At 43.9% G+C, this 20,020-nt stretch carries 17 protein-coding genes and 1 pseudogene; 2 read left to right on the top strand and 16 right to left on the bottom strand.

All coding sequences use genetic code 11. The features are described from left to right. Positions 1–4: 4 nt before the first annotated feature. The 11 genes from DXD04_RS09880 to DXD04_RS09830 form a co-directional block, all read right to left on the bottom strand. Positions 5–658 carry an RloB family protein gene (locus DXD04_RS09880; RefSeq protein ID WP_117673023.1) on the bottom strand — a complete coding sequence of 218 codons (654 nt, stop codon included), beginning with the start codon at positions 656–658 and terminating at the stop codon, positions 5–7. Between the two features lie 6 nt (positions 659–664). Beyond that, positions 665–1,987 carry an AAA family ATPase gene (locus DXD04_RS09875; protein WP_117673021.1) on the bottom strand — a complete coding sequence of 441 codons (1,323 nt, stop codon included), beginning with the start codon at positions 1,985–1,987 and terminating at the stop codon, positions 665–667. 225 nt (positions 1,988–2,212) lie between these two features. Then, on the bottom strand, positions 2,213–3,376 hold the full coding sequence (locus DXD04_RS09870) for a restriction endonuclease subunit S (RefSeq protein WP_117673019.1): 1,164 nt from the start codon (positions 3,374–3,376) through the stop codon (positions 2,213–2,215). Positions 3,377–3,380: 4 nt separating this feature from the next. Continuing rightward, on the bottom strand, positions 3,381–4,112 hold the full coding sequence (locus DXD04_RS09865) for a hypothetical protein (RefSeq protein ID WP_117673017.1): 732 nt from the start codon (positions 4,110–4,112) through the stop codon (positions 3,381–3,383). A gap of 10 nt (positions 4,113–4,122) precedes the next feature. Beyond that, positions 4,123–5,628: a class I SAM-dependent DNA methyltransferase gene (locus tag DXD04_RS09860; RefSeq protein WP_117673015.1), complete on the bottom strand. Its 1,506-nt coding sequence runs from the start codon at positions 5,626–5,628 to the stop codon at positions 4,123–4,125. Positions 5,629–6,016: 388 nt separating this feature from the next. Beyond that, entirely contained in the window at positions 6,017–7,447 is a 1,431-nt protein-coding gene (gene mnmE / locus DXD04_RS09855) for a tRNA uridine-5-carboxymethylaminomethyl(34) synthesis GTPase MnmE (RefSeq protein WP_117673013.1), read from the bottom strand. Between the two features lie 72 nt (positions 7,448–7,519). Then, positions 7,520–8,011: a GAF domain-containing protein gene (locus DXD04_RS09850; protein ID WP_117673011.1), complete on the bottom strand. Its 492-nt coding sequence runs from the start codon at positions 8,009–8,011 to the stop codon at positions 7,520–7,522. A gap of 72 nt (positions 8,012–8,083) precedes the next feature. Beyond that, positions 8,084–8,962 (bottom strand): nucleoside phosphorylase, encoded by an 879-nt coding sequence (locus DXD04_RS09845; protein WP_117673049.1) that lies wholly within the window; start codon positions 8,960–8,962, stop codon positions 8,084–8,086. Positions 8,963–9,009: 47 nt separating this feature from the next. Further along, positions 9,010–10,011: a flotillin-like protein FloA gene (floA, locus tag DXD04_RS09840; protein ID WP_022052745.1), complete on the bottom strand. Its 1,002-nt coding sequence runs from the start codon at positions 10,009–10,011 to the stop codon at positions 9,010–9,012. Between the two features lie 42 nt (positions 10,012–10,053). After that, complete coding sequence (locus DXD04_RS09835; RefSeq protein ID WP_117673009.1) at positions 10,054–10,518, bottom strand: NfeD family protein; 465 nt, start codon at positions 10,516–10,518, stop codon at positions 10,054–10,056. 15 nt (positions 10,519–10,533) lie between these two features. Next, positions 10,534–11,952, bottom strand: a complete 1,419-nt coding sequence (locus tag DXD04_RS09830; RefSeq protein ID WP_117673007.1) for a tetratricopeptide repeat protein — start codon at positions 11,950–11,952, stop codon at positions 10,534–10,536. A gap of 233 nt (positions 11,953–12,185) precedes the next feature. Here DXD04_RS09830 and DXD04_RS09825 point away from each other — a divergent pair, with 233 nt between their 5' ends. Next, positions 12,186–12,944, top strand: a complete 759-nt coding sequence (locus DXD04_RS09825; RefSeq protein ID WP_117673005.1) for a PP-loop family protein — start codon at positions 12,186–12,188, stop codon at positions 12,942–12,944. 3 nt (positions 12,945–12,947) lie between these two features. On the opposite strand, the gene DXD04_RS09820 is transcribed toward DXD04_RS09825, so the two are convergent. Continuing rightward, complete coding sequence (locus DXD04_RS09820; protein WP_117673003.1) at positions 12,948–13,571, bottom strand: Crp/Fnr family transcriptional regulator; 624 nt, start codon at positions 13,569–13,571, stop codon at positions 12,948–12,950. A 114-nt stretch (positions 13,572–13,685) separates the two neighbouring features. Between DXD04_RS09820 and hcp the strand changes: the two genes are divergently transcribed. Further along, positions 13,686–15,338, top strand: a complete 1,653-nt coding sequence (hcp, locus tag DXD04_RS09815) for a hydroxylamine reductase (protein ID WP_117673001.1) — start codon at positions 13,686–13,688, stop codon at positions 15,336–15,338. A 4-nt stretch (positions 15,339–15,342) separates the two neighbouring features. On the opposite strand, the gene DXD04_RS09810 is transcribed toward hcp, so the two are convergent. From DXD04_RS09810 to DXD04_RS09795, 4 genes and pseudogenes are all read right to left on the bottom strand, one after another. Next, positions 15,343–16,329, bottom strand: a complete 987-nt coding sequence (locus tag DXD04_RS09810; RefSeq protein WP_117673047.1) for a M28 family metallopeptidase — start codon at positions 16,327–16,329, stop codon at positions 15,343–15,345. Between the two features lie 137 nt (positions 16,330–16,466). After that, on the bottom strand, positions 16,467–18,119 hold the full coding sequence (locus DXD04_RS09805; RefSeq protein ID WP_117672999.1) for a hypothetical protein: 1,653 nt from the start codon (positions 18,117–18,119) through the stop codon (positions 16,467–16,469). 389 nt (positions 18,120–18,508) lie between these two features. Next, positions 18,509–19,702: a DNA-methyltransferase gene (locus DXD04_RS09800; RefSeq protein ID WP_117672997.1), complete on the bottom strand. Its 1,194-nt coding sequence runs from the start codon at positions 19,700–19,702 to the stop codon at positions 18,509–18,511. Continuing rightward, positions 19,699–20,020: pseudogene (locus tag DXD04_RS09795) on the bottom strand (hypothetical protein); the annotation flags it as partial. The pseudogene DXD04_RS09795 and the gene DXD04_RS09800, both read right to left, overlap by 4 nt.

Here is a 20,020-nt window from a genome sequence, read left to right as displayed (position 1 = left end):
GGCTTTATATATTGTCTTTTCTACCTATTATACTTTTCGCTAATAAATAAACCCTGGTACCAACACTTTGAGGCCACCTATCTGTAGGGGTTGTATCTAATTTTTCAGCCCTTTCTATGGCTATATCAACATGCGACAAAAGAGCCATGGCATCATAATCTGATTCGCGATAATGTCCGGTCAAATCTTTCAGTCGTTTCTTTAGCCATGTATTTTGGGTGTTGACTTTTCTATTCATTTTTAGAGCTGCCATTTCTTCCTCATTATATGTAGCAATATTCTCTATATGCAATAGTAGCCACAGTTCAAAACATGGGTTGCTGACACAAAAACGTAAATTGTCGTTTTGAGTACAGTATTGTGCTACAGCTGATAGCATTTTGTCTTTCCATTTATCCTTATCTACCACAATCCATAACTGGTCGTCATCTTCAATGTTGTACTCCGACATAAATTTACGAATCTGTTCGTAAACATTCTCCGGACTTGATTCGTTGGAGTCGCGATGCAGAACTTCCACATGAACATCAGAGGTACACAATGATACCTTCATAGACTCGAAGTAAATGTTCTCGGTATTCCTGCCTTCGGCTGCAATAACCACTAACCTTGCAGACTTTACGCCTTCACGCCTTTTAAAATCTTTTCGTTTTCTCATGGTTGTTTACCATTTTAGACTGCTGACAGGCGCAAAGAAAGGTATTGCACCATATCTGCCTTGTAAATAACCTTTACGAATATCTTCTCTGGGCTTGTATTCGGCAAGCGAAGTGAGGTGAGATGCTCCTTCATGTCCTTTTTCCACAAACCATACTTCGTCAGCACGAATCAAATCCAAATCCAGTAAGTTTGATTCATGTGTTGAGAATATTAATTGTGTGTCACGCTCATTGGAAAGATGTTTGAAATAATATTCCAATAGTTTCTTTGACAACATAGGATGCATACTTCTGTCTATCTCATCAACCAGATAAACCGATTCGTTCAAACGCAGGTCAATCAGCATGGGAATGAAATCCAACAAACGGATAGAGCCATCCGATTCTTCACTCATTTCGAACGGAATTTCATCATTGTTCTCTGTTCTATGTATCGCATTCTGCTTGTATATAACGGTTATTCCATCCGAGTCTGTTTCAAAGAAATAAATGGTAGAATCCGTTGGCGATGCTATTACAAAGTTCTTATTAGGTTCTGCTTCCGATAAAAGTTCACTTATCAGTTCCTTTGGCAAATCCACATCCTCTTTACTGACCTTTATACGACGAATATCTACAATCCCTGTATTGAAATACTCCAGTAAAGATTTTGTAGCCACAGCAAAGTCCTTGTCTTTTTCCGCACGGATAGATATACCTTCATAACGTGAATCCGGGAAAATAATTTTCAGACTTTCTTTCATCCAGCCATATACGTCGTTTATCAGAGGCAATCCTTTTCCGTTGCGCTTTATATATTCAGACAGAAAACTATCTGTTATCGGTGTACTTTGGCTGATAAATTTCAGCAGCTGTAAAGTCTCTGTATCACCGTTAACCGTTCCGAATGTAAATTCATTCCCTTCTGCTGTAACTTTTCGTGTGAAAATCTCTCTGTCCGCACGGCTTGTAATTTCATAAAGCCATTCTTCCACTATTCCCCTTATGGTAAATTCTGCTCCATACGCAAAAAACTTTTTCCCGACCTTAAATTCAAGTTCTACCTTTGATGGCCTGTTGTTGGTTGCTGTCAGTTTAAATGGCTCTACATACTTTTTAGGAATACCAGACAAAGCAATTTTCTGTATCATGGAAACAGATTTAATGATGTTGCTTTTACCTGAAGCGTTGGCTCCATAAATGATACCTGCCTTCAATACAGAAATGTCATCACGTTTTTCTGCCCTGCTTACTTGTTCTGAATGTAGTGTACTCTTGCCGGCTACAAAACTGATTTCAGTTTCTTCCATGAAAGAATACAGATTTTCTATAGTTACTCTTAGTATCATGGATCTGACGAATTATATCAATTTTTATATGCAAATATAGAAATTTAATTCGTTTAAAATAGCGTCCTTGTCAAATTATTTCAAAAAACTTGTAATATATGACGTGGTTATACTGCTCGATTGAATGTGAAAAGTCGAAGAATATTTTATATTTACTATGAATTAAAATCCTTTATTAATAGTTTTTCAAAACATTCCACAAAAGAAATGTAGTAATGTATTTGTTCATTCATATAATTTCGTTTTTATTTCACTGAGCTTTAGTTCACCTGACATAAGTTTGGGGAGAAGGGTGTCACGAAGCTGAGCAAGGTTCTTATTCTCATCTTTATTCTTTTCTATTGACTGAAAAATAGGAATCACTATGTTATTGAATTTTTTTAGTATTTCTTTTGCCGGAATTCCAATTGATATTTTTTTTAAATTAGGAACAGTCAGTTGCTGTTGAGTTGTTCCAGTAGCACTGAAGTTTTGTCTTAATGCCCATAGGTATAAATATTCAGCCGATAGTTCTTCTTTTTTCGGAATGACTGAAATTAATCGAACTATAGGAACATAAGGTTTTGTTCGTAAACATATATACCCAATTGTACCTCTTGCAGATATAGTTATACTTGAACTATTTATTTTAGCAAAATCTGTGTAGCCATATAAACCTTCGTTTTCGATTCCATTAGAATATATTGGTGTATAGTATTTTTCTGTTAATTCTTTCGAGTAAATAGATGGTTTATCTCCTCCTGCTGTTATAGATGTTATATTTCCCAGTTCATGATAATTAAGTTCAATATTTGTCCCATCTACAAACCAAGACTTGAATAATGCTTGTGCCTGTTGCTCTAAATTTTCATTTATGCGGCAGTTTAGTTCAATTTTTTCATCGAGAGATTGTAGGATATTTGAGATTTTCTTTTGTATTATTAAATTAGGAGCCTTAATACTAATATTTTGTATATTTTTTATGGGTAATTTTAACTGAACTGCACCAACAATGCCTTTGCTCATCTCTGATTGTCCATATGTTGAAATCAAGAAATAGTAAAGATATTCTTTCTCAATATTGGATACATTAACTACTTTAACACAGTTTTCTGTAAGATTTGCGTTGTTTAATGTATTTCCTACTATGCCAATTAAACCTATTGTTCCTACAATTGACATGATAATATCTCCTGTATTTACTATATATTTTGAGATAAACTTTTGAGTTTCATCGTCAACATATGCATAAGATGAGTTTAACTCTAAAGTTTTTTCATGCCCCAAGTCCTGAACTCTTATATATGGGTGATTGTTAGGAGCCTTAATTAGGTTTACTCCTTTAGGCAGTCGTTTGCCTCCTTTTATAGTTGCAATATCACCCAATCTATATTCTTTCCATTCTTCCATTTATTCATCTTATTAAATCATGAAAAATCATACTATCTATTCTTTTTTGTTCTTCCTTGACAAACGCACATAACTCATCTTCAAATATTTTTTTCTGTTCATTTAAATAAGAAGAAATAGTATAGCAGAAAATATTCATTAAGTTTATTGCCTTGTTCAAGTCATTGTTTTTCTCATTAATTATAAAATGAATATCTTTTTCATACTTAGGTGCAATTTCTTTTGACATATTAGCCATAGTTAGAATTATTCTTCTTAATTCATCCGGGAAAATTATGTAATTTGTTTTGTACAAATTGAGAATAGATAAATCTCTAACCCATTCACCATATTTCTGACGCATATTACTTAATATCATCAATACTTTTTTCGCAGATTCATTTCTATCATACTTGATTAATTGAACACTAAGCCTATTATTGTTGGATATATCATTTGCTGCCATTTCATCTATAAAATGTCTGTCGTCTTCTGTGAAAATCCCTTTTGTTAATTTCACTGAATAATCAGCAACAACAATGGGCTGTATAGAGTCATTGATTATCATAATGTTGTCAACCAGTTCGTCTAATCTTTTTTGCTCAATTTCACGTTGAACCAACAAGGTTTGAAACTTTTGGTTGTCTTTATTTTGCTTCACCGATATATAAATAGTTCGGTAGGCTATAATCATGGCTATAACAGTAGCTATTGAACCGATAGCAGTCCAATCAATCGTACATAAATCCAAGTTCATAGGCTAGCTATTAAATCTTAAACCCAATACTCCCCAACTGCTTTCTAATCTCTTCCTCCAATTGGTGCGACTTCTCAAACATTTCAGACAATTCTGAAGTGAGTCGCTCCATTTTTTCCAGGAACGGTTCGCCGTCGTCTTCCGCTTCGGCTATGCCCACATAACGTCCCGGGGTAAGTATGTAGTCCTGCTTGGCTACTTCATCAAGGGTAGCTGCTGCACAATATCCTTTTTCATCTTCCAATACTCCTGCCTGAAAATCATTGTACGTTTTAGCGATACGCTGAATGTCTTCTTCCGTCAGTTCACGCAGCTTGCGGGTCACCATTGTTCCCATCTGGCGGGCATCGATGAACAGAATTTTTCCCGTTTGCTTCTTGGCGCGGTTGAGGAACCAGAGGGATACGGGGATACCGGTGGTATAGAATAATTGAGAAGGCATTGCCACAATACATTCTACCAAATCTGCCTTGATGATATTCTCACGGATTGTGCCTTCACCGCCTGATTGCGAAGAAAGGGCACCATTGGCCAGCACCATGCCGATGCGTCCGTGGGGGGAGAGGTGATGAATCATGTGCTGAATCCATGCAAAGTTGGCATTGCCTGAAGGGGGAATACCGTATTTCCAGCGTACATCATCCTGCAACTTATCGGCTCCCCAGTCGCTCAAATTGAAAGGCGGATTGGCCAAGATGTAATCGGCTTTAAGGGTAGGGTGCTGGTCATCGAAGAAGGTATCGGCTGCAAACTTGCCTAAATCGGCTTCTATACCGCGAATGGCTAAGTTCATTTGTGCCATTTTCCATGTGGTAGGGTTGCTGTCTTGTCCGAATACAGAGATGTTGTTTATGTTTCCTTGGTGTTCATTGATAAACTTGGCAGACTGTACGAACATACCGCCAGAACCGCAGCAGGGGTCGTATACGCGGCCGCTATAGGGCTGCAACACTTCTACCAGCGTGCGGACAATACAGGCAGGGGTGTAGAACTCTCCGGCCAGTTTGCCTTCAGCCTCGGCAAACTTTGAAAGACAATATTCGTATGTACGGCCCAAAATATCTTTTGAATCGCCGTGTTCTTTCATCTGAATGTTGGTGAAAAGGTCTACCACATCGCCCAGTCGTCTTTTATCCAACTCGGGGCGGGCAAAGTTTTTGGGCAGAATGCCTTTCAGGCGTGGATTCTCTTTTTCAATCAGGCGCATGGCATTGTCTATGGCTGTACCTACTTCGGGGGTATGTGCGGCTTCTGCTACTACAGCCCAGCGTGCTTCCTGCGGTACAAAGAAAATGTTTTCGGAAGTGTATTCATCTTTGTCTTCTTCAAAGCCGTCGCCTTCTTCTACAAGCTCATTGTATTTGGCCTCGAAACGGTCAGAAATGTATTTCAGGAAAATAAGTCCCAGAACTACGGATTTATATTCTGAAGCATCGAGGTTTCCTCGTAGTAAATCGGCTGCTTTCCATATTTCTTTTTCAAAGCCAATATCTGCTGTATTATTTTTCTTTGCCATAAGGTTGTATTATTTTTTTCGGTGATAAAATTTTTCATGTCTGCGCTCAATGTGCAGGTAAACCATACAAAGGTAAAAATATTATGGCACATTGAAGAAGATAGGATAAAAGATTTTATGTGCCATAGACGCAGATGTGATTGCGCCTATACCCAAATACCTCGACACGTAGCTGTCAAGGTCTCGACACGAACGTGACGAGACATCAGCACGAACGTGTCAAGACCTCGTCACGTACGTGTCGAGGTAAATTTAACTATATTTTAAAGAATATACAGGAGTTTGTTTTTTGAAAAGTGATTTGATTATATCAACTCTTCTTTCTAAATGATAAAAGGCTACTGGAAATCAGTAGCCTTTATATCTATATTCGCTTGAAAACAGACAATTACTTACCCACACAAAAGTGCTTAAAAATATTCCCCAGCACCTCATCCGTCTCAATTGTGCCGCCCACGATTTCCCCCAAGTGATAAAGACATTCGCGAAGGTCTTGTGAAACCAGGTCACCGGAGAGTTGCATGGTCAGCCCGTCTTGTACGCGGTGGATAGCTTCCAGCGCACGGCTCAGTGCTTCATAGTGGCGGATGTTGCTCACCACTACATCGTTCTGCGACAGGTCAGGCAGGGCGGCAAAGTCCACCAACTGCTTCTGAAGCTGAGAAAGTCCCTCTTTCTGCTTAGCCGAAAGGGAAAGCACACAAGCATCCTCCGGCAAGTCGGGGAGAGCCGCTTTCAGGCGAGCGAGTTGTTTATCTGCTGAAGAATCAGCCGATGAAAGCAAGTCCGCTTTGTTGAGCACAATCACCAGGTGCTTACCTTTGCAGCGAGGAAGAATCTTGTCGGCCAACTGACGGTATTGCTCTTCGGCACAAGTGGCATCAATAACCCAAAGCACGATGTCGGCCTGATCCAGCTTCTGGAAGCTTCGTTCGATGCCTAAGCTTTCGATGGTGTCGGTTGTTTCGCGGATACCGGCGGTATCGATGAAGCGGAAGGTGATACCTCCCAAGTTCATGGTATCTTCAATTACATCGCGAGTGGTACCGTGGATGTCACTCACGATGGCACGTTCTTCGTTCAGGAGGGCATTCAGCAGGGTGGACTTACCGGCATTTGTTTCGCCGACGATAGCCACGGGCACTCCGTTTTTCAGGGCATTGCCCACGCTGAACGTATCTACCAAGTGATGGATAACCTGCTCAATCTGACGGGCGATGTCTTCCAGTTCCGAACGGTCGGCAAACTCCAGTTCCTCGTGGTCGCTGAAGTCGAGTTCTAGTTCCATGAGGGAGGTGAGGTGGAGCAGCTTGTCACGCAGGACAGCCAGTTCACGGCTGAATCCGCCACGCATCTGGTTCATGGCCATGCGGTGGGTAGCGGCGGAAGTGGATGCAATGAGGTCGGCCACGGCTTCGGCCTGGCTCAGGTCCATCTTGCCATTCAAGAAGGCACGCTGGGTATATTCACCCGGTCCTGCGGCACGGCATCCTTGGCGGATAAGGAGCTGCATCACTTGCTGGAGGATATAGCTCGATCCGTGGCAGGAAATTTCCGTGGAATCCTGACCAGTGTAAGAGTGGGGGGCACGGAAAAGGCTGACCAGCACTTCGTCGATGATTTCTCCTTCGGGCGTGAGGATATAGCCGAAGGTGAGAGTATAAGGTGCGCGTCCGGCTAATGGTTTGCCGGAAACGGGCTTAAAGACGCGGTCGGTGAGGGTGATGGCTTCCGGCCCCGACACGCGGATGGTGCCGATGGCTCCACCCTGAGCGGTGGCAATGGCACAGATGGTATCTTCAGTTTGTAATATGTTCACGTGTGTATGTCTTTTTAAAATCCTTGCAAAGATACGGTTTTCGAGTTACATCCGGAAGCGTAGCCGACAGATTTATGCGGGCTGGTAGAGGGTTTTCACCAGCAGGTCGACTACTTTTTCGAGGTATTCACGGTCCGTTTCATCGAATGTAGCCAGCTGGTCGCTGTCGATGTCGAGCACGCCCCGCACTTCTCCTGCGACTATCATCGGCACGACGATTTCGGAACGGGAGAGGGAACTGCAGGCAATGTGGCCGGGGAACTTATCTACGTCGGGCACGAGTTGGGTACGGGCTTCAGCCCAGGCGGTGCCGCATACGCCGCGTCCTTTCTTGATGCGGTAGCAGGCCACGCTGCCCTGAAACGGGCCAAGGTGGAGTTCGCCTTCGTGTACGAGGTAGAAGCCTACCCAAAAGAATCCGAAGGCTTCTTTCAGGGCGGCACTGGTGTTGGCCAGTACGCTGATTTCGTTTTTCTCGCCTTCAATCAGAGGGGCGAACTGTTCGAGGAACTGAGCGTATCGCTGACGCTTGTCGGTAAGGGTGGATTTAAAACTTGCTTCCATATGAGTGAGTTTTCAGACATAAAAACAGGTTCTCTCCCGAAGAAGAGAACCTGTTGATTCATAATAAGTTTGTTATATTCTTTCAAGTACGACTTTAATCAGATCGTCAATCTTGTTCTTGTATCCGGTGTTGGCTTCCTTGGCTACTCGGTTCGCAATGACCATGCACACGGTGGTAGCTTTATGGCCTTGCAGACGTGCCAGTCCGGCCAGTGCGGAACTTTCCATCTCGAAGTTGGTGATGCGGCGACCCTGATATTCGAAGCTCTCGATTTTCTCGTTCTGGTGCGGGTCGGCCAGTGGAATACGGAGCTGGCGTCCTTGCGGACCGAAGAAACCGCCACAGGCTACTGTCACACCACGTACCATGTCTGTACCGGCGATACGGTCTACCAGTTCTTCGTTAGCATGAATCACATAGGGAGCCGGTGCACAGAGATTGCCCGTCCAACCTAAGTGGTTGAGCAGGGCACGTTCCATGGGCAGGTCGCACACCGCGTTACGTCCTTCGTAGAAGTTCAGAAGCCCGTCAAATCCCACGGAGATAGCGGAACAGATGTAGGTGCCTACAGGCGTATAAGGTTGCAAACCGCCGCAGGTACCGATACGCACAATTTCCAACTGACGGAAGGTTTCGTTTTCTTCACGGGTCTGGAAATTGATGTTGGCCAGTGCGTCGAGTTCATTCATTACGATGTCTACGTTGTCGCATCCGATACCGGTAGAGGTTACCGTGATGCGTTTGCCCTGATAGGTACCGGTCACGGTACGGAACTCACGGCTTTCTACTTCGCATTCTTTGGTGTCGAAATGAGAGGCTACGAGAGCTACACGTCCGGGGTCGCCTACCAGGATGACTTTATCTGCCAGGTGTTCTGGTTTCACGTGGAGGTGGAACACCGAACCATCTTCATTGATGATCAGTTCTGAAGGAGGAAAATACTTTTTCATACGCATTTGTTTTTAGTTAGCAAGTTAAGTGTTTTGTTTCTGTCTTTTTATTTGCCGATAGGTTCATGTCCGGCCGGGTGTGAATCAGGGCGGGCAATGCTGCTCCGCATGTCGGTGTCGGCCTGAATATTCTTCATCCGGTAATAGTCCATGATACCGAGGTTGCCGGTGCGGAAGGCTTCTGCCATGGCTTTAGGCACTTCTGCTTCTGCCTGAATCACGTTAGCACGAGCTTCTTCAGCTTTGGCTTTCATTTCCTGTTCCAGGGCAACAGCCATAGCACGACGTTCCTCAGCCTTTGCCTGAGCGATGTTTTTGTCGGCGTTGGCCTGGTCTATCTGCAAGGAAGCTCCGATGTTACGGCCTATATCGATGTCGGCAATATCAATGGAAAGAATTTCGAAGGCAGTACCGGCATCCAGTCCCTTACGCAACACAAGTTTGGAGATGGAGTCGGGGTTTTCGAGTACCGATTTGTGGTTTTCGGAGGAACCGATGGAGGAGACAATACCTTCGCCTACACGGGCCAGTACGGTGTCTTCACCGGCACCACCCACTAATTGGCGGATGTTGGCGCGTACGGTTACACGAGCCTTGGCTATCAACTGGATACCGTCTTTGGCTACAGCGGTCACAGGAGGGGTGTCAATTACTTTCGGGTTAACCGACATCTGTACAGCTTCGAACACGTCGCGTCCGGCCAGGTCGATTCCGGTGGCCATCTGGAAAGACAGGTCGATGTTGGCTTTTGATGCCGATACCAGCGCATGTACCACCTTTTCCACGTGTCCGCCGGCCATATAGTGAGCTTCCAACTCGTCGCGCGTAATGGTGCTCAGTCCGGCCTTGTGGGCTTCAATCATGGCAGGCACGATGACGTAAGGCGGCACGTTACGGATACGCATCAGGAACAATTGGATGAGCGAAATCTTTACACCCGACACCTTGGCCGAAAGCCAGAGAAAGAAAGGCACGTAGTGAAAGAATATGACCAGAAAGATGATGACACCTCCGGCCAGTATAAACGGAAGATAAGCGGGATTAATCATATAACTTAGATTTAAAAGTGAATACAAAAAGGGAGAAGGGGATTAGGCCTGCTTCACGTAAACAGTAGTTTCGTTGATACGGACAATTTCTACCGGCGTTTTTTCATCGATGAATCCGTCGGCCGATTGTACCTCGATGATGTGTCCGTTGAAGTCGGCATTACCTATCAGGGTCAGGCGGGTAACACTTATGCCTTTGTCACCTGGTTTCAGGTCCATTCCTTCAAAAGGTGAGGGGCGGTAGTCGAGCGTTTTCTTCAGCGACAGGCGGTCTACGGTCTTAGAGCGCATGAACCACCACGTCACGCCGATGATGCCCAACAGGGAAACTCCTAAGGTAATGAATCCAGCCTCCGAACCGAGCGATGTAAAAGCGGAATAGATGGCATACAGAACGCATACCGCCGACCCGATTCCCGCTATGCTGATGCCGGGAATCAGGAAGACCTCTATGGCAAAAAGTATCAATCCGCCTACGATGAGTGCAATGATAATCAGTGTTTCCATGGTTATGTGAATATATTAAGGATTCTTGAGCTTGCGGATTTCCGTGTTCCGGATGTCGAGGGTCAGACGATCTATCTCCTCGCGCAATTCCTTCACCCGTTTTTCCTGGTCCAGTATGCCGGGAGTCAGCTGGCCTTTTGTGCTCTGATTACCAGAAGCGTACTTGGCCCGTACTCTGTCAAGTGCATCAATCATCGTATCCAAATCCTTTTCCTTCTGCTGGAGCAACTGAAATTTCTTCCGTGCATCGGCCGAACGGAAATCGCCAAGGGTGTGATAGATGGCGTTATCGTCCACCACGAAACGGAAATCACCTTTTTTTTGAGTTTCATTGCCTCCGTACATCACCTGTGCCAATTGCTGTTTAGCGATACGTACCTTATCGGCATCGTTCCACGTATGGCGGATACCGTTCAACATAGCTACATTGGTCAGCAAAGCTGGGTCGGTCGTATCATAGTCGTACACCCGTTTGGAATTGTTGGGGGCAAACACGTACACGCAGACTTTTCCTTCCGGCTGATAGCGGTCGGAAGCAAACCAGCCTAAGTCGTTGAAGTCGTCGATGGCATACATGTAATCGTTGAAAGGAGAGTTGAACGGGAATCCCATGTTATCGGGTTTCAGGTAGCTTCCATCCTCTGCATCATAGCGGGTGATGAAAATATCGTATCCGCCTAAGCTGGCTTCACCTTTGGCTGCAAAATACAAGGTAATACCATCGGAGTTCATGAACGGATAGTTCAGGTCAGTATCCAGGTCTTCCAGTCCTTTGACCTTTTCAGGAACACTCCAGTCGCCACCTAATGTAGCACTGGTGTACAGCACTTTCTGGTTGGTTCCCGGCAAACGGTGGGAGAGGATTTTCTTATCCTTCATACCGTTAGTAAATTCCGTACAGTCGTTTTCTCCTGTCAGACCGATTTTTCCGGATTCTTCGTGAATTTTATAAGCTTCAAGGAAATTCGCTTTATCAACTACAAAACTATCAATAACAGCTACATTCTCTACACCTCTTATCATGCGGGAGCCCATGCGGTAATGCTCCATCAAGCCTTCCACTTCAGAAACGTCACGTTTCTTTCTTTCCAGCCAGTAGATATGTTCATCCAGATTCTCAATGGCTTCGTCGAAACGGTAGAGGTCGGCATACGCTTTACTCAGGTAAAGATAACCGTTGATTACTTTACGTTCGGCACTCTTTTCCAGATAAGGAAGTGATTCCTGCAGTTCGCCGGTCTCGTAACAGCATGCGCCGTACCAAAAATTGTAATTGGCATTCGAAGGGGACTGTTTCACCAGGCGCTTGAACACGGGTTTGGCCTTATCGAATTCTTTATTGTTGAACCATTTCTGGGCCTGGCTTAAGCTTTGGGCAGAAGTTCCTCCTGCGCAACAAAGAGCCAGCAGAGGAAGCAAATATCTTTTTTTCATCGTTTCTGTGTCTAAAAGTTTCTCAAATGTAGGAATATTCTTGGAATTATGCCATTTTCTGTTCCGCTATTTTTTATTCAGTCAGAACTTTTGTGTGTTTATTTTTGCGAATGTAGTAAATAATGTGCTATTGTCAAAGCGTACGATCCGGCTGACTTGATAAAAATCTGTAACGAGGACCTGCGGTTCGGGCGTTTTTTCGTAAATTCGTCGCCGTTTTAACAACATACGATATGGGAAAAATGACGGAAGAAGACCGCCTGATGCGCCGCATCAACCAGCGGTTTATGAAAGGAGTGATGAATTACAAGCTGATAGAGGAGGGCGACCGTATTCTGGTGGGCCTTTCGGGAGGAAAGGATTCGCTGGCCTTGTTGGAGTTGCTGGCCCAGCGTTCGCGCATCTACAAGCCTAAGTTTTCGGTGGTGGCGGCGCACGTGGTGATGAAGAACATTGCATACGAATCCGACCAGACTTACCTGCTCGAATATGCCGAAAGTTTGGGAGTGCCCTACGTGTGTTATGAAACGGAATTCGATCCGTCGACCGATACACGGAAGTCGCCATGCTTTCTCTGCTCATGGAATCGTCGTAAGGCTCTTTTCACTGTGGCCAAAGAGCAGGGATGCAACAAAATCGCTTTGGGACATCACATGGACGACATATTGGAAACCCTGCTGATGAACATGACCTTTCAGGGAGCATTCAGCACCATGCCGCCGCGCCTGGTGATGCGCAAGTTTGACATGACCATTATCCGCCCCATGTGTCTGGTACACGAAGCCGACCTAAAGGAGATGGCCGCTCTCCGTGGTTTCCGCAAGCAGGTGAAGAACTGCCCGTACGAGAAAGATTCTCACCGTTCGGATATGAAAGAGGTGCTGGCACGCCTGGAAGCCATGAATCCGGAGGCTCGCTATAGCTTGTGGGGAAGCATGAACAACATCCAGCACGATATGCTTCCGGTAGAGGAAGACGATTCACTCAAATAAATGTCAGTCGGTAGAGTGAAGAATCACCTGTTTGCCGGACATGGTGACTTTTCCTTCGGCAATCAGTTCTGACAAGGCACGGGCTAGTGACGGACGTGCCACTCCTAAAATAAAGGCTACTTCCTGCTGGTTGTGGATGCCTCCGTGCATTTTCAGGTAGTTCAGCAGGCGTGACTTCAAGCTCTGCAAGGCAAACTCGTTCAGTTTTCGGCTCAGGAACAGACTCCGATCGGATATCGTGGCAATAAAATTCCGCATCACAGCCGGCTGGGCATGCATGAACTCCTCAAAACGTGTCCGGTCCATGACAAGTACCTCACAAAGTTCCGTGGCTTCCACATTCACCGGAAAGCGATTCTCTGAAGCATAGATAAAAGCCGGTGCTAAAATATCGGGTGCCTTAATCCAGTCGATAGTGAGTTGCTTGCCCTCGGCATTCTCCATTTGTGTCCTCACGTGTCCCTTTATCAGAATAAACAAGGAACGGCACACGTCACCCTGGCGGGCAATGAATTCTCCTTCCTTATATGTGCGCAGACTGTTTGGGGCTTCACGGAGTAACTGATAAAGTGCCTCCGGGTCACAGCCTTCAAACAGGCTCATTCGGTTCAAAATTTCGGTATGCATCTTTCTTTTAACTTTTCTTTGGGTTGTGTGTCACATAGGTGACAGAAATCCCCTGCAGGATTCCTCATCTTTGCGCAAACTTAATGAAAAATCAATAATAACCCAAGAAAGAATATGGAAGGAAATATGTTTTGTTACCAGTGTCAGGAAGCGGCTAAAGGCACTGGATGTGTGTTGAGAGGAGTATGCGGAAAGAAAGATACCACTGCACGCTACATGGATTTGTTGCTCTTTGTGGTACGTGGCGTATCGGTGGCTGCCGATACCTTGCGCACGAAGGGATACGAAGTGGAAGCCGGTACGAATGAGTTTGTCACCGACGCACTTTTCTCTACAATTACCAATGCCAATTTTGACGATGAAAGTATCCTGGCTCGTGTGAGAAAGGGACTGGAACTGCGCGATCGTTTGAAGGTACGTGCCGTGGAAGCAGGTATCGTCCTACCGGAAGCGGATGAACTGACATGGAACGGTAAGGAGGAAGAATACCTGTCCAAGTCAGCTTCCGTAGGAGTGTTGAGAGAACCGAACGAGGACCTTCGCTCATTGAAAGAACTGCTGATGTACGGACTGAAAGGAATGGCAGCTTACCACGAACATGCCATGCGTCTGGGATTTGCCGACGAGGCCATTCATGCCTTTATGCAATCGGCTTTGGCGCGTATCACCACACAGACAATGGGAGCGGATGAGCTAGTGGCTCTGGTACTTGAGGCCGGGCAGCACGGAGTACAGGTAATGGCCTTGCTGGACCGTGCCAACACCACCCGCTACGGACATCCGGAACTGACAAAGGTAAACATCGGAGTAGGGAAGAATCCGGGTATCCTGATCAGCGGACACGACTTGCACGACCTGGAGGAGCTTTTGCGTCAGACTGAAGGTACGGGAGTAGACGTGTACACGCATAGTGAAATGCTCCCGGGGCATTATTATCCGGCTTTCAAGAAATACAAGCATTTTGTAGGGAACTATGGAAATGCCTGGTGGAAGCAGCGCGAAGAATTTACGGCATTCAACGGCCCGATCGTATTTACTACCAACTGTATCGTGCCGCCACTGGAAAATGCGACTTATAAGGAACGGATGTTTACGGCCAATTCGACGGGGTATCCCGGATGCAAGCATATTGCCACGGATGCCGACGGCCACAAGGATTTTTCAGAGGTCATCGCACTGGCCAAACAATGCCAGCCGCCTGTAGAGCTGGAGCAGGGAGAGATTATCGGCGGATTTGCTCATAATCAGGTAATGCAATTGGCTGACAAGGTAGTAGAAGCTGTAAAGAGCGGTGCCATTCGCAAGTTTGTGGTCATGGCCGGATGTGACGGACGCATGAAGAGCCGCGACTACTATGCCGACTTTGCTCAGGCACTTCCGAAAGATACGGTCATCCTTACGGCCGGTTGCGCGAAGTACCGTTACAACAAGCTTCCGTTAGGCGATATTCAAGGAATTCCCCGTGTGCTTGATGCCGGACAATGTAACGACAGCTACTCACTGGCCGTCATTGCCCTGAAGCTGAAGGAAGTCTTCCAGTTGAACGACATCAACGAACTCCCCATCATGTACAACATTGCCTGGTACGAACAAAAGGCGGTCATCGTCCTGCTGGCCCTCTTGAGCCTGGGCGTGAAGCATATCCACCTGGGTCCTACGCTTCCGGCCTTCCTTTCGCCCAACGTAGCCAAAGTGCTGGTAGAACAGTTCGGCATCGGAGGCATTACTACCCCCGAAGCGGACATGAAACTGTTCGGTATAGGATGACGGCTTAATACGATTTCTCGTTAGCCAGGTTCCAGGCATTGAGGAAAGAAGCCTTGGTAATTTCCACCACCTTCTCCCAGTTCAGCTTGTCGGCATGGTCAGAAGGCTGGTGGTAATCCGGATGTCCGTCAGTGTGATACCAGATGATGGGAATGTCGTGTACAGCAAACGAAGCATTGTCGCTTCCTCCCACCGGACGGTCCCACGGGCGGTAATCCGGTTGCAGTTTCAACCCATAACGGGCAATGTCATCCTTGAGCCACTGACCCAGTGCCGGATGTGCTTCCGTATAGAAGTACACCACGTGCTCAGGTTGTTCCGGCCGATTGTTCCGGCCAATCATATCGAAATTCAGATAACCTTTGATATCCTTTACAAAATCGCAGTGCTGCATGAAATACTTAGAGCCTAAAAGTCCTTTCTCTTCTCCATCCCAAAATGCGATGATGACGTTGCGCAGGGGCTTTTTGCCACTGGTCTGAAAAGCACGGGCAATCTGCATCACGGCCGATACACCCGACGCATTGTCGTCGGCTCCGTTGTAGATTTTGTCACCTGCCAGTGTTTCATCAATACCCAGATGATCGAAATGCGCGCCTACCACTACGTACTCATTGGTCCGTTCTCCCGGAATCATACCTAACACATTAGCCATGCGGAGCGAGCGGTGCGTACCCTGCTTCAACTGGGCAATGGAATCAGGGTGTACCTGCCAACGGCCTTTCTGCTGCCGTTCCTTGGCACAGGCTTCAAAAGGCTGGTAATATGAATCATCATACAGAGGAGCGATGCCAGCTTCTTGAAGACAGGAAACCAGGTAGCGGGCTGCCACGCGCGAGCCAATCATGCCGGCTTCACGTCCTTGCAGCGCATCATCGGCCAGAAAGCCTACAATGGCCTCGGCAGAAGGGCGATTGATACTCTTCAGACCTTTTTCTACGGCGGTCTGTGCCTGAAGGAAAGATGTACTGCATGAGCCTATCGCCCACATCAGTAGGAGAGAAGTGACTGTCTTTTTCATAATGAGAGCAAAAATAGGCAGAACTTCTGAATTTCACAAACGCTTTCGAACAATCTTATTATTTATCTAGAAATACCCGGCGTGTTGTTTCAATAATGAAATCCTTCTTAGTTATTTAAGTCACTGCTTAATAAGAAACGCTTTATTGGAATGATTTCGTCAAGGATCCTTCCGTTTACCGATGACAATTTTACAAGCATCGTAAAACTGCCATCTGTTTCTTTTACAATTGATTGATATTCTATATATACATCATTGAAGTAGAGTGGCTTGTTTTCATTATTGTATAATGAATGGTCGGAATCGGAATAAAGCAGTCGGGTGTTATTAATAAGAAAATGAAGATTGCTTATATTGTTTTTGAACGTATTCCTTATTAATTCATCCAGATTTGCGTTTCTTTTGAGTCTTTCTTGAATAAAATCGGAGTATTCTCCTCCGGTGATTATCAATTCATTCTTCAAATTATTCAAATCCCTGAATCCACTGATTACCATATCAAATTGGGCAAGTTCCTGATGGTTGGAGCTTAGCAGTTTGGCAGTATAATTAATACCTTGACTAAAAGCCGAAGCTGATTGGTATTGAACCAGAAAGCCTGTCCGTGCAATTAACAATTTGCTGAACAAATATCCTCCATCACCTATTTCTTCCAAATAATGCAATATACCACTTTGATAATACTTCCTTGCTTCTGACTGGTTGACAGTAACAAAAGTCTTATAATATTCGTTACAATCAAAAGGTATATACAGTTCCGGGCTAATATCATTCTTATATTTTACCTTGAGGCATAATTTCTTATCCCGATAATCATATCTTATATCAGTGAGCAAAGTGTTTTGCATGTCATCCTGGGTATATGCATATGGTATTCCGTCGTTATTTGAAGAACTGATAGTTATAAAGTCCTTGAGTTGAAGCGCAAACTCATCGGAATTATTTTCCCGATAGAATGTGTCAAAGTTTGATTCATAAATATTTTTGTCATGAGCAATTTGTATACTTGCTCTTTTTGTCATGTTGTAGTCAGTCGGCTTGTTAACAGGTTCTTCTTTCTTCTCCAGGGCGAACCCGGCAAAATCAAGTGTTTCCTCAAAATCTTTCTGGCCATTTACATTACCTGTAACCAACAAGGTAAAAGTGCCTGACTGGGTATCCTGCTGCTGGACTATAATTTTATCGATAAAAATCGATTTCCCATTGATGTGTTTTTCTCCGTTAAACTGTTCCAAATCGGCCAGCACAACTGTCACAGTTTGATTTGTATCGAAGATAAAAATACTTTTGAGTTCTTCCTTTGTGATAGTATGGCTTGCCGTCTGAGCGTCTTCACTGTTCCCGCTCTCATTTTCGCTCTCATTCCTTTTATCATCACTCTCATTTTTTTCATCTTCATTCTTATTCCTTTCATCTGGAGTTTCTATTTTAAATCCTTTAAAATTCAGTATCTCTTGAAATGGTGTGTAATTTACCGTACCTGTCACAGTTAAGCTGAATCGACCTTGTGATGCATCAATGTTATCTGGTATGCAGTTGCTGACAACTATGGTTTTCCGGTTTACATGATACTGTTTTTCTGTGCTAAAAGAATTGAGTAACTGTAAATTCTCATATACATCTTTTTGTGTGTCAAAACTAAATAGCGAATATAATTCATCTGGGGTAACCGTGGTGAATTCATCTTCTATGTTTCTGTGACATGCAATCAAAATAACGGTTAAAACGCAAAAATAGGAAATTTGTTTTGAGATTTTCATACTGATATTAATTCATATAAAAGTGATTATTCTCTGAAGTGAGGTAAATAAATCGAACAAGAGTTTCAATCTTAAATAATCTACAATTTAGAGTTGTAAATTGTTTAAATCACATCACTCGTTTTTATATGCTTTAACATCTTGCCTTGAAATCTATTATCAGAGATCTGAAAATGAAAAGTCATCGGCCTTTTGAGGAAATAAGTAGCCGTTGACGATGGACGCTTACATCTTCTGCCTATACATCCTTAGCCTGACGGAAAGAATTGTGGAAAGTGCTTTCAGGTATTGCATATTTACGCAGCCAAATCACCATTTCCGAAATGACGATTTCGGAAGTGTAAAAATAGCAAGTAGAACTAAGTTGTCTTTTTGAGGGGAAGCGGCCTCTATTTAATGCCGATAAAATCACTTAGCGGACGAATCTTTGCTTTGTAAGTAAAAGAGCCTTCCTTCAGGTTTGGCTGATGTATAATTTTTATCGGATTCTTAGAATTGAAAAAAAGTACAACATAATATGGAGCATGTGTAGGTGAAAAGCCATATTGACGCAATGTATCAGCTGTCCAAATTTGAAATGTTCCTCTGTTTTTTAATTTAAAAAGCTGACAATCTTTTCCATTGGTATGAAGCAAAACGTATTGCATGCGTTCAAATCCAGGGGTGACAAGCAATGAACCTTTAGAATCGCCCGCACGAAGGTAACAAATTCCTTTTTCTATCATTTTTTGCTTCAGTTCCTTTCGTGCATGGTTTATCATTACCATAATTTCTTCCGGGTTTTCTGCCATTTTCTTTAGAAATTTGTCAGCAGTTAATGGAGAATTAATTTCTTCCTTACGGCGTATGCCTAATTTCAAAAAATCTTTATTTTGTTCTATACCAATGAATTTACGATTAAGCAGATTTGCCGCAATCCCCGTTGTACAACTACCGGCAAAAGGATCAAGTATGGTATCTCCTTCACGGGTGGAAGACAAAATGATACGATAAAGAAGGCGAAGAGGCTTTTGTGTAGGATGTGCACCACATTGCATTTCCCAAGAAGCAACAAACGGTATTTTCCATACATCTGACATACGAGTTCCCCCGTTTAACATCTCCATCAAATTACAATTAAAATAGTGAGGAATATGCTTATGCTTTCTTGCCCACACAATATATTCAGTCGTAAAATTAAAATAGTTTCGAGAAAGTGTGGGCCTTGCATCGGATTTTTGCCATACTATTATATTAAGAATTTTATAACCAAGTTCGACCATGCAAGATGCTACGGAGAATATATTATGATAGGTACCACATACCCATATAGTTCCGTCATCTTTTAAGACTTTGCGATATGCAGATAGCCATTTGTAGTTAAAGGCTTTTATTGCTTCGAAATCTCGCTCTCTATCCCATTCTCCTTTTTCAAAATTTTTCCATATTCCATTTATTTGTAATGAACATCCTTTAGAAAGAAAATAGGGAGGATTTGCAAAAATCATATCCACTTTGTGGTTAATCTGATTTATTTGCTCTAGGTTATCACCATGGAGTAAAATAAAATCCTTATATTCTTCTGTTAGATTCTTATTCATCATACGGCAAAATTTAGTTCCTGTTGTGCATTTTCTATTTGAACTTCAGCATGCTCTTGAAGTTCAAAATTAAAAACTAATGCTTCAACTATGGCATGGCGGTTTTCCAAACGTCCTCCTCCGTGGTAAAAGTGATCTTTTGTTTCCACATTAAAATGATTCCAGAATCTGTTAATCATTTCATTATTTCTATATTCATTATGATGCCATGTTGAAAGAATAAAATGTGCTGGAGTATGCAATAAAGCATCAAAAAGCGCTTCTTCATCTGCATATTCCGGCGGATACCCGTTCAGCATTTCCGGTGATATCCGTTCAGTC

This window comes from Phocaeicola plebeius, assembly GCF_003437535.1.
Classification (GTDB): Bacteria; Bacteroidota; Bacteroidia; order Bacteroidales; family Bacteroidaceae; genus Phocaeicola; species Phocaeicola plebeius_A.
Note: the sequence above shows the minus strand (reverse complement) of the source record. Positions and strands in the feature narration are given on the sequence as shown.

Bases quoted from the DNA above. Each gene is read 5' to 3' on its own strand.
- DXD04_RS09880 (WP_117673023.1), bottom strand. From the start codon at position 658: ATGAGAAAACGAAAAGATTTTAAAAGGCGTGAAGGCGTAAAGTCTGCA.
- DXD04_RS09875 (WP_117673021.1), bottom strand. From the start codon at position 1,987: ATGATACTAAGAGTAACTATAGAAAATCTGTATTCTTTCATGGAAGAA.
- DXD04_RS09870 (WP_117673019.1), bottom strand. From the start codon at position 3,376: ATGGAAGAATGGAAAGAATATAGATTGGGTGATATTGCAACTATAAAA.
- DXD04_RS09865 (WP_117673017.1), bottom strand. From the start codon at position 4,112: ATGAACTTGGATTTATGTACGATTGATTGGACTGCTATCGGTTCAATA.
- DXD04_RS09860 (WP_117673015.1), bottom strand. From the start codon at position 5,628: ATGGCAAAGAAAAATAATACAGCAGATATTGGCTTTGAAAAAGAAATA.
- DXD04_RS09850 (WP_117673011.1), bottom strand. From the start codon at position 8,011: ATGGAAGCAAGTTTTAAATCCACCCTTACCGACAAGCGTCAGCGATAC.
- DXD04_RS09845 (WP_117673049.1), bottom strand. From the start codon at position 8,962: ATGAAAAAGTATTTTCCTCCTTCAGAACTGATCATCAATGAAGATGGT.
- floA (WP_022052745.1), bottom strand. From the start codon at position 10,011: ATGATTAATCCCGCTTATCTTCCGTTTATACTGGCCGGAGGTGTCATC.
- DXD04_RS09835 (WP_117673009.1), bottom strand. From the start codon at position 10,518: ATGGAAACACTGATTATCATTGCACTCATCGTAGGCGGATTGATACTT.
- DXD04_RS09830 (WP_117673007.1), bottom strand. From the start codon at position 11,952: ATGAAAAAAAGATATTTGCTTCCTCTGCTGGCTCTTTGTTGCGCAGGA.
- DXD04_RS09825 (WP_117673005.1), top strand. From the start codon at position 12,186: ATGGGAAAAATGACGGAAGAAGACCGCCTGATGCGCCGCATCAACCAG.
- DXD04_RS09820 (WP_117673003.1), bottom strand. From the start codon at position 13,571: ATGCATACCGAAATTTTGAACCGAATGAGCCTGTTTGAAGGCTGTGAC.
- hcp (WP_117673001.1), top strand. From the start codon at position 13,686: ATGGAAGGAAATATGTTTTGTTACCAGTGTCAGGAAGCGGCTAAAGGC.
- DXD04_RS09810 (WP_117673047.1), bottom strand. From the start codon at position 16,329: ATGTGGGCGATAGGCTCATGCAGTACATCTTTCCTTCAGGCACAGACC.
- DXD04_RS09805 (WP_117672999.1), bottom strand. From the start codon at position 18,119: ATGAAAATCTCAAAACAAATTTCCTATTTTTGCGTTTTAACCGTTATT.
- DXD04_RS09800 (WP_117672997.1), bottom strand. From the start codon at position 19,702: ATGATGAATAAGAATCTAACAGAAGAATATAAGGATTTTATTTTACTC.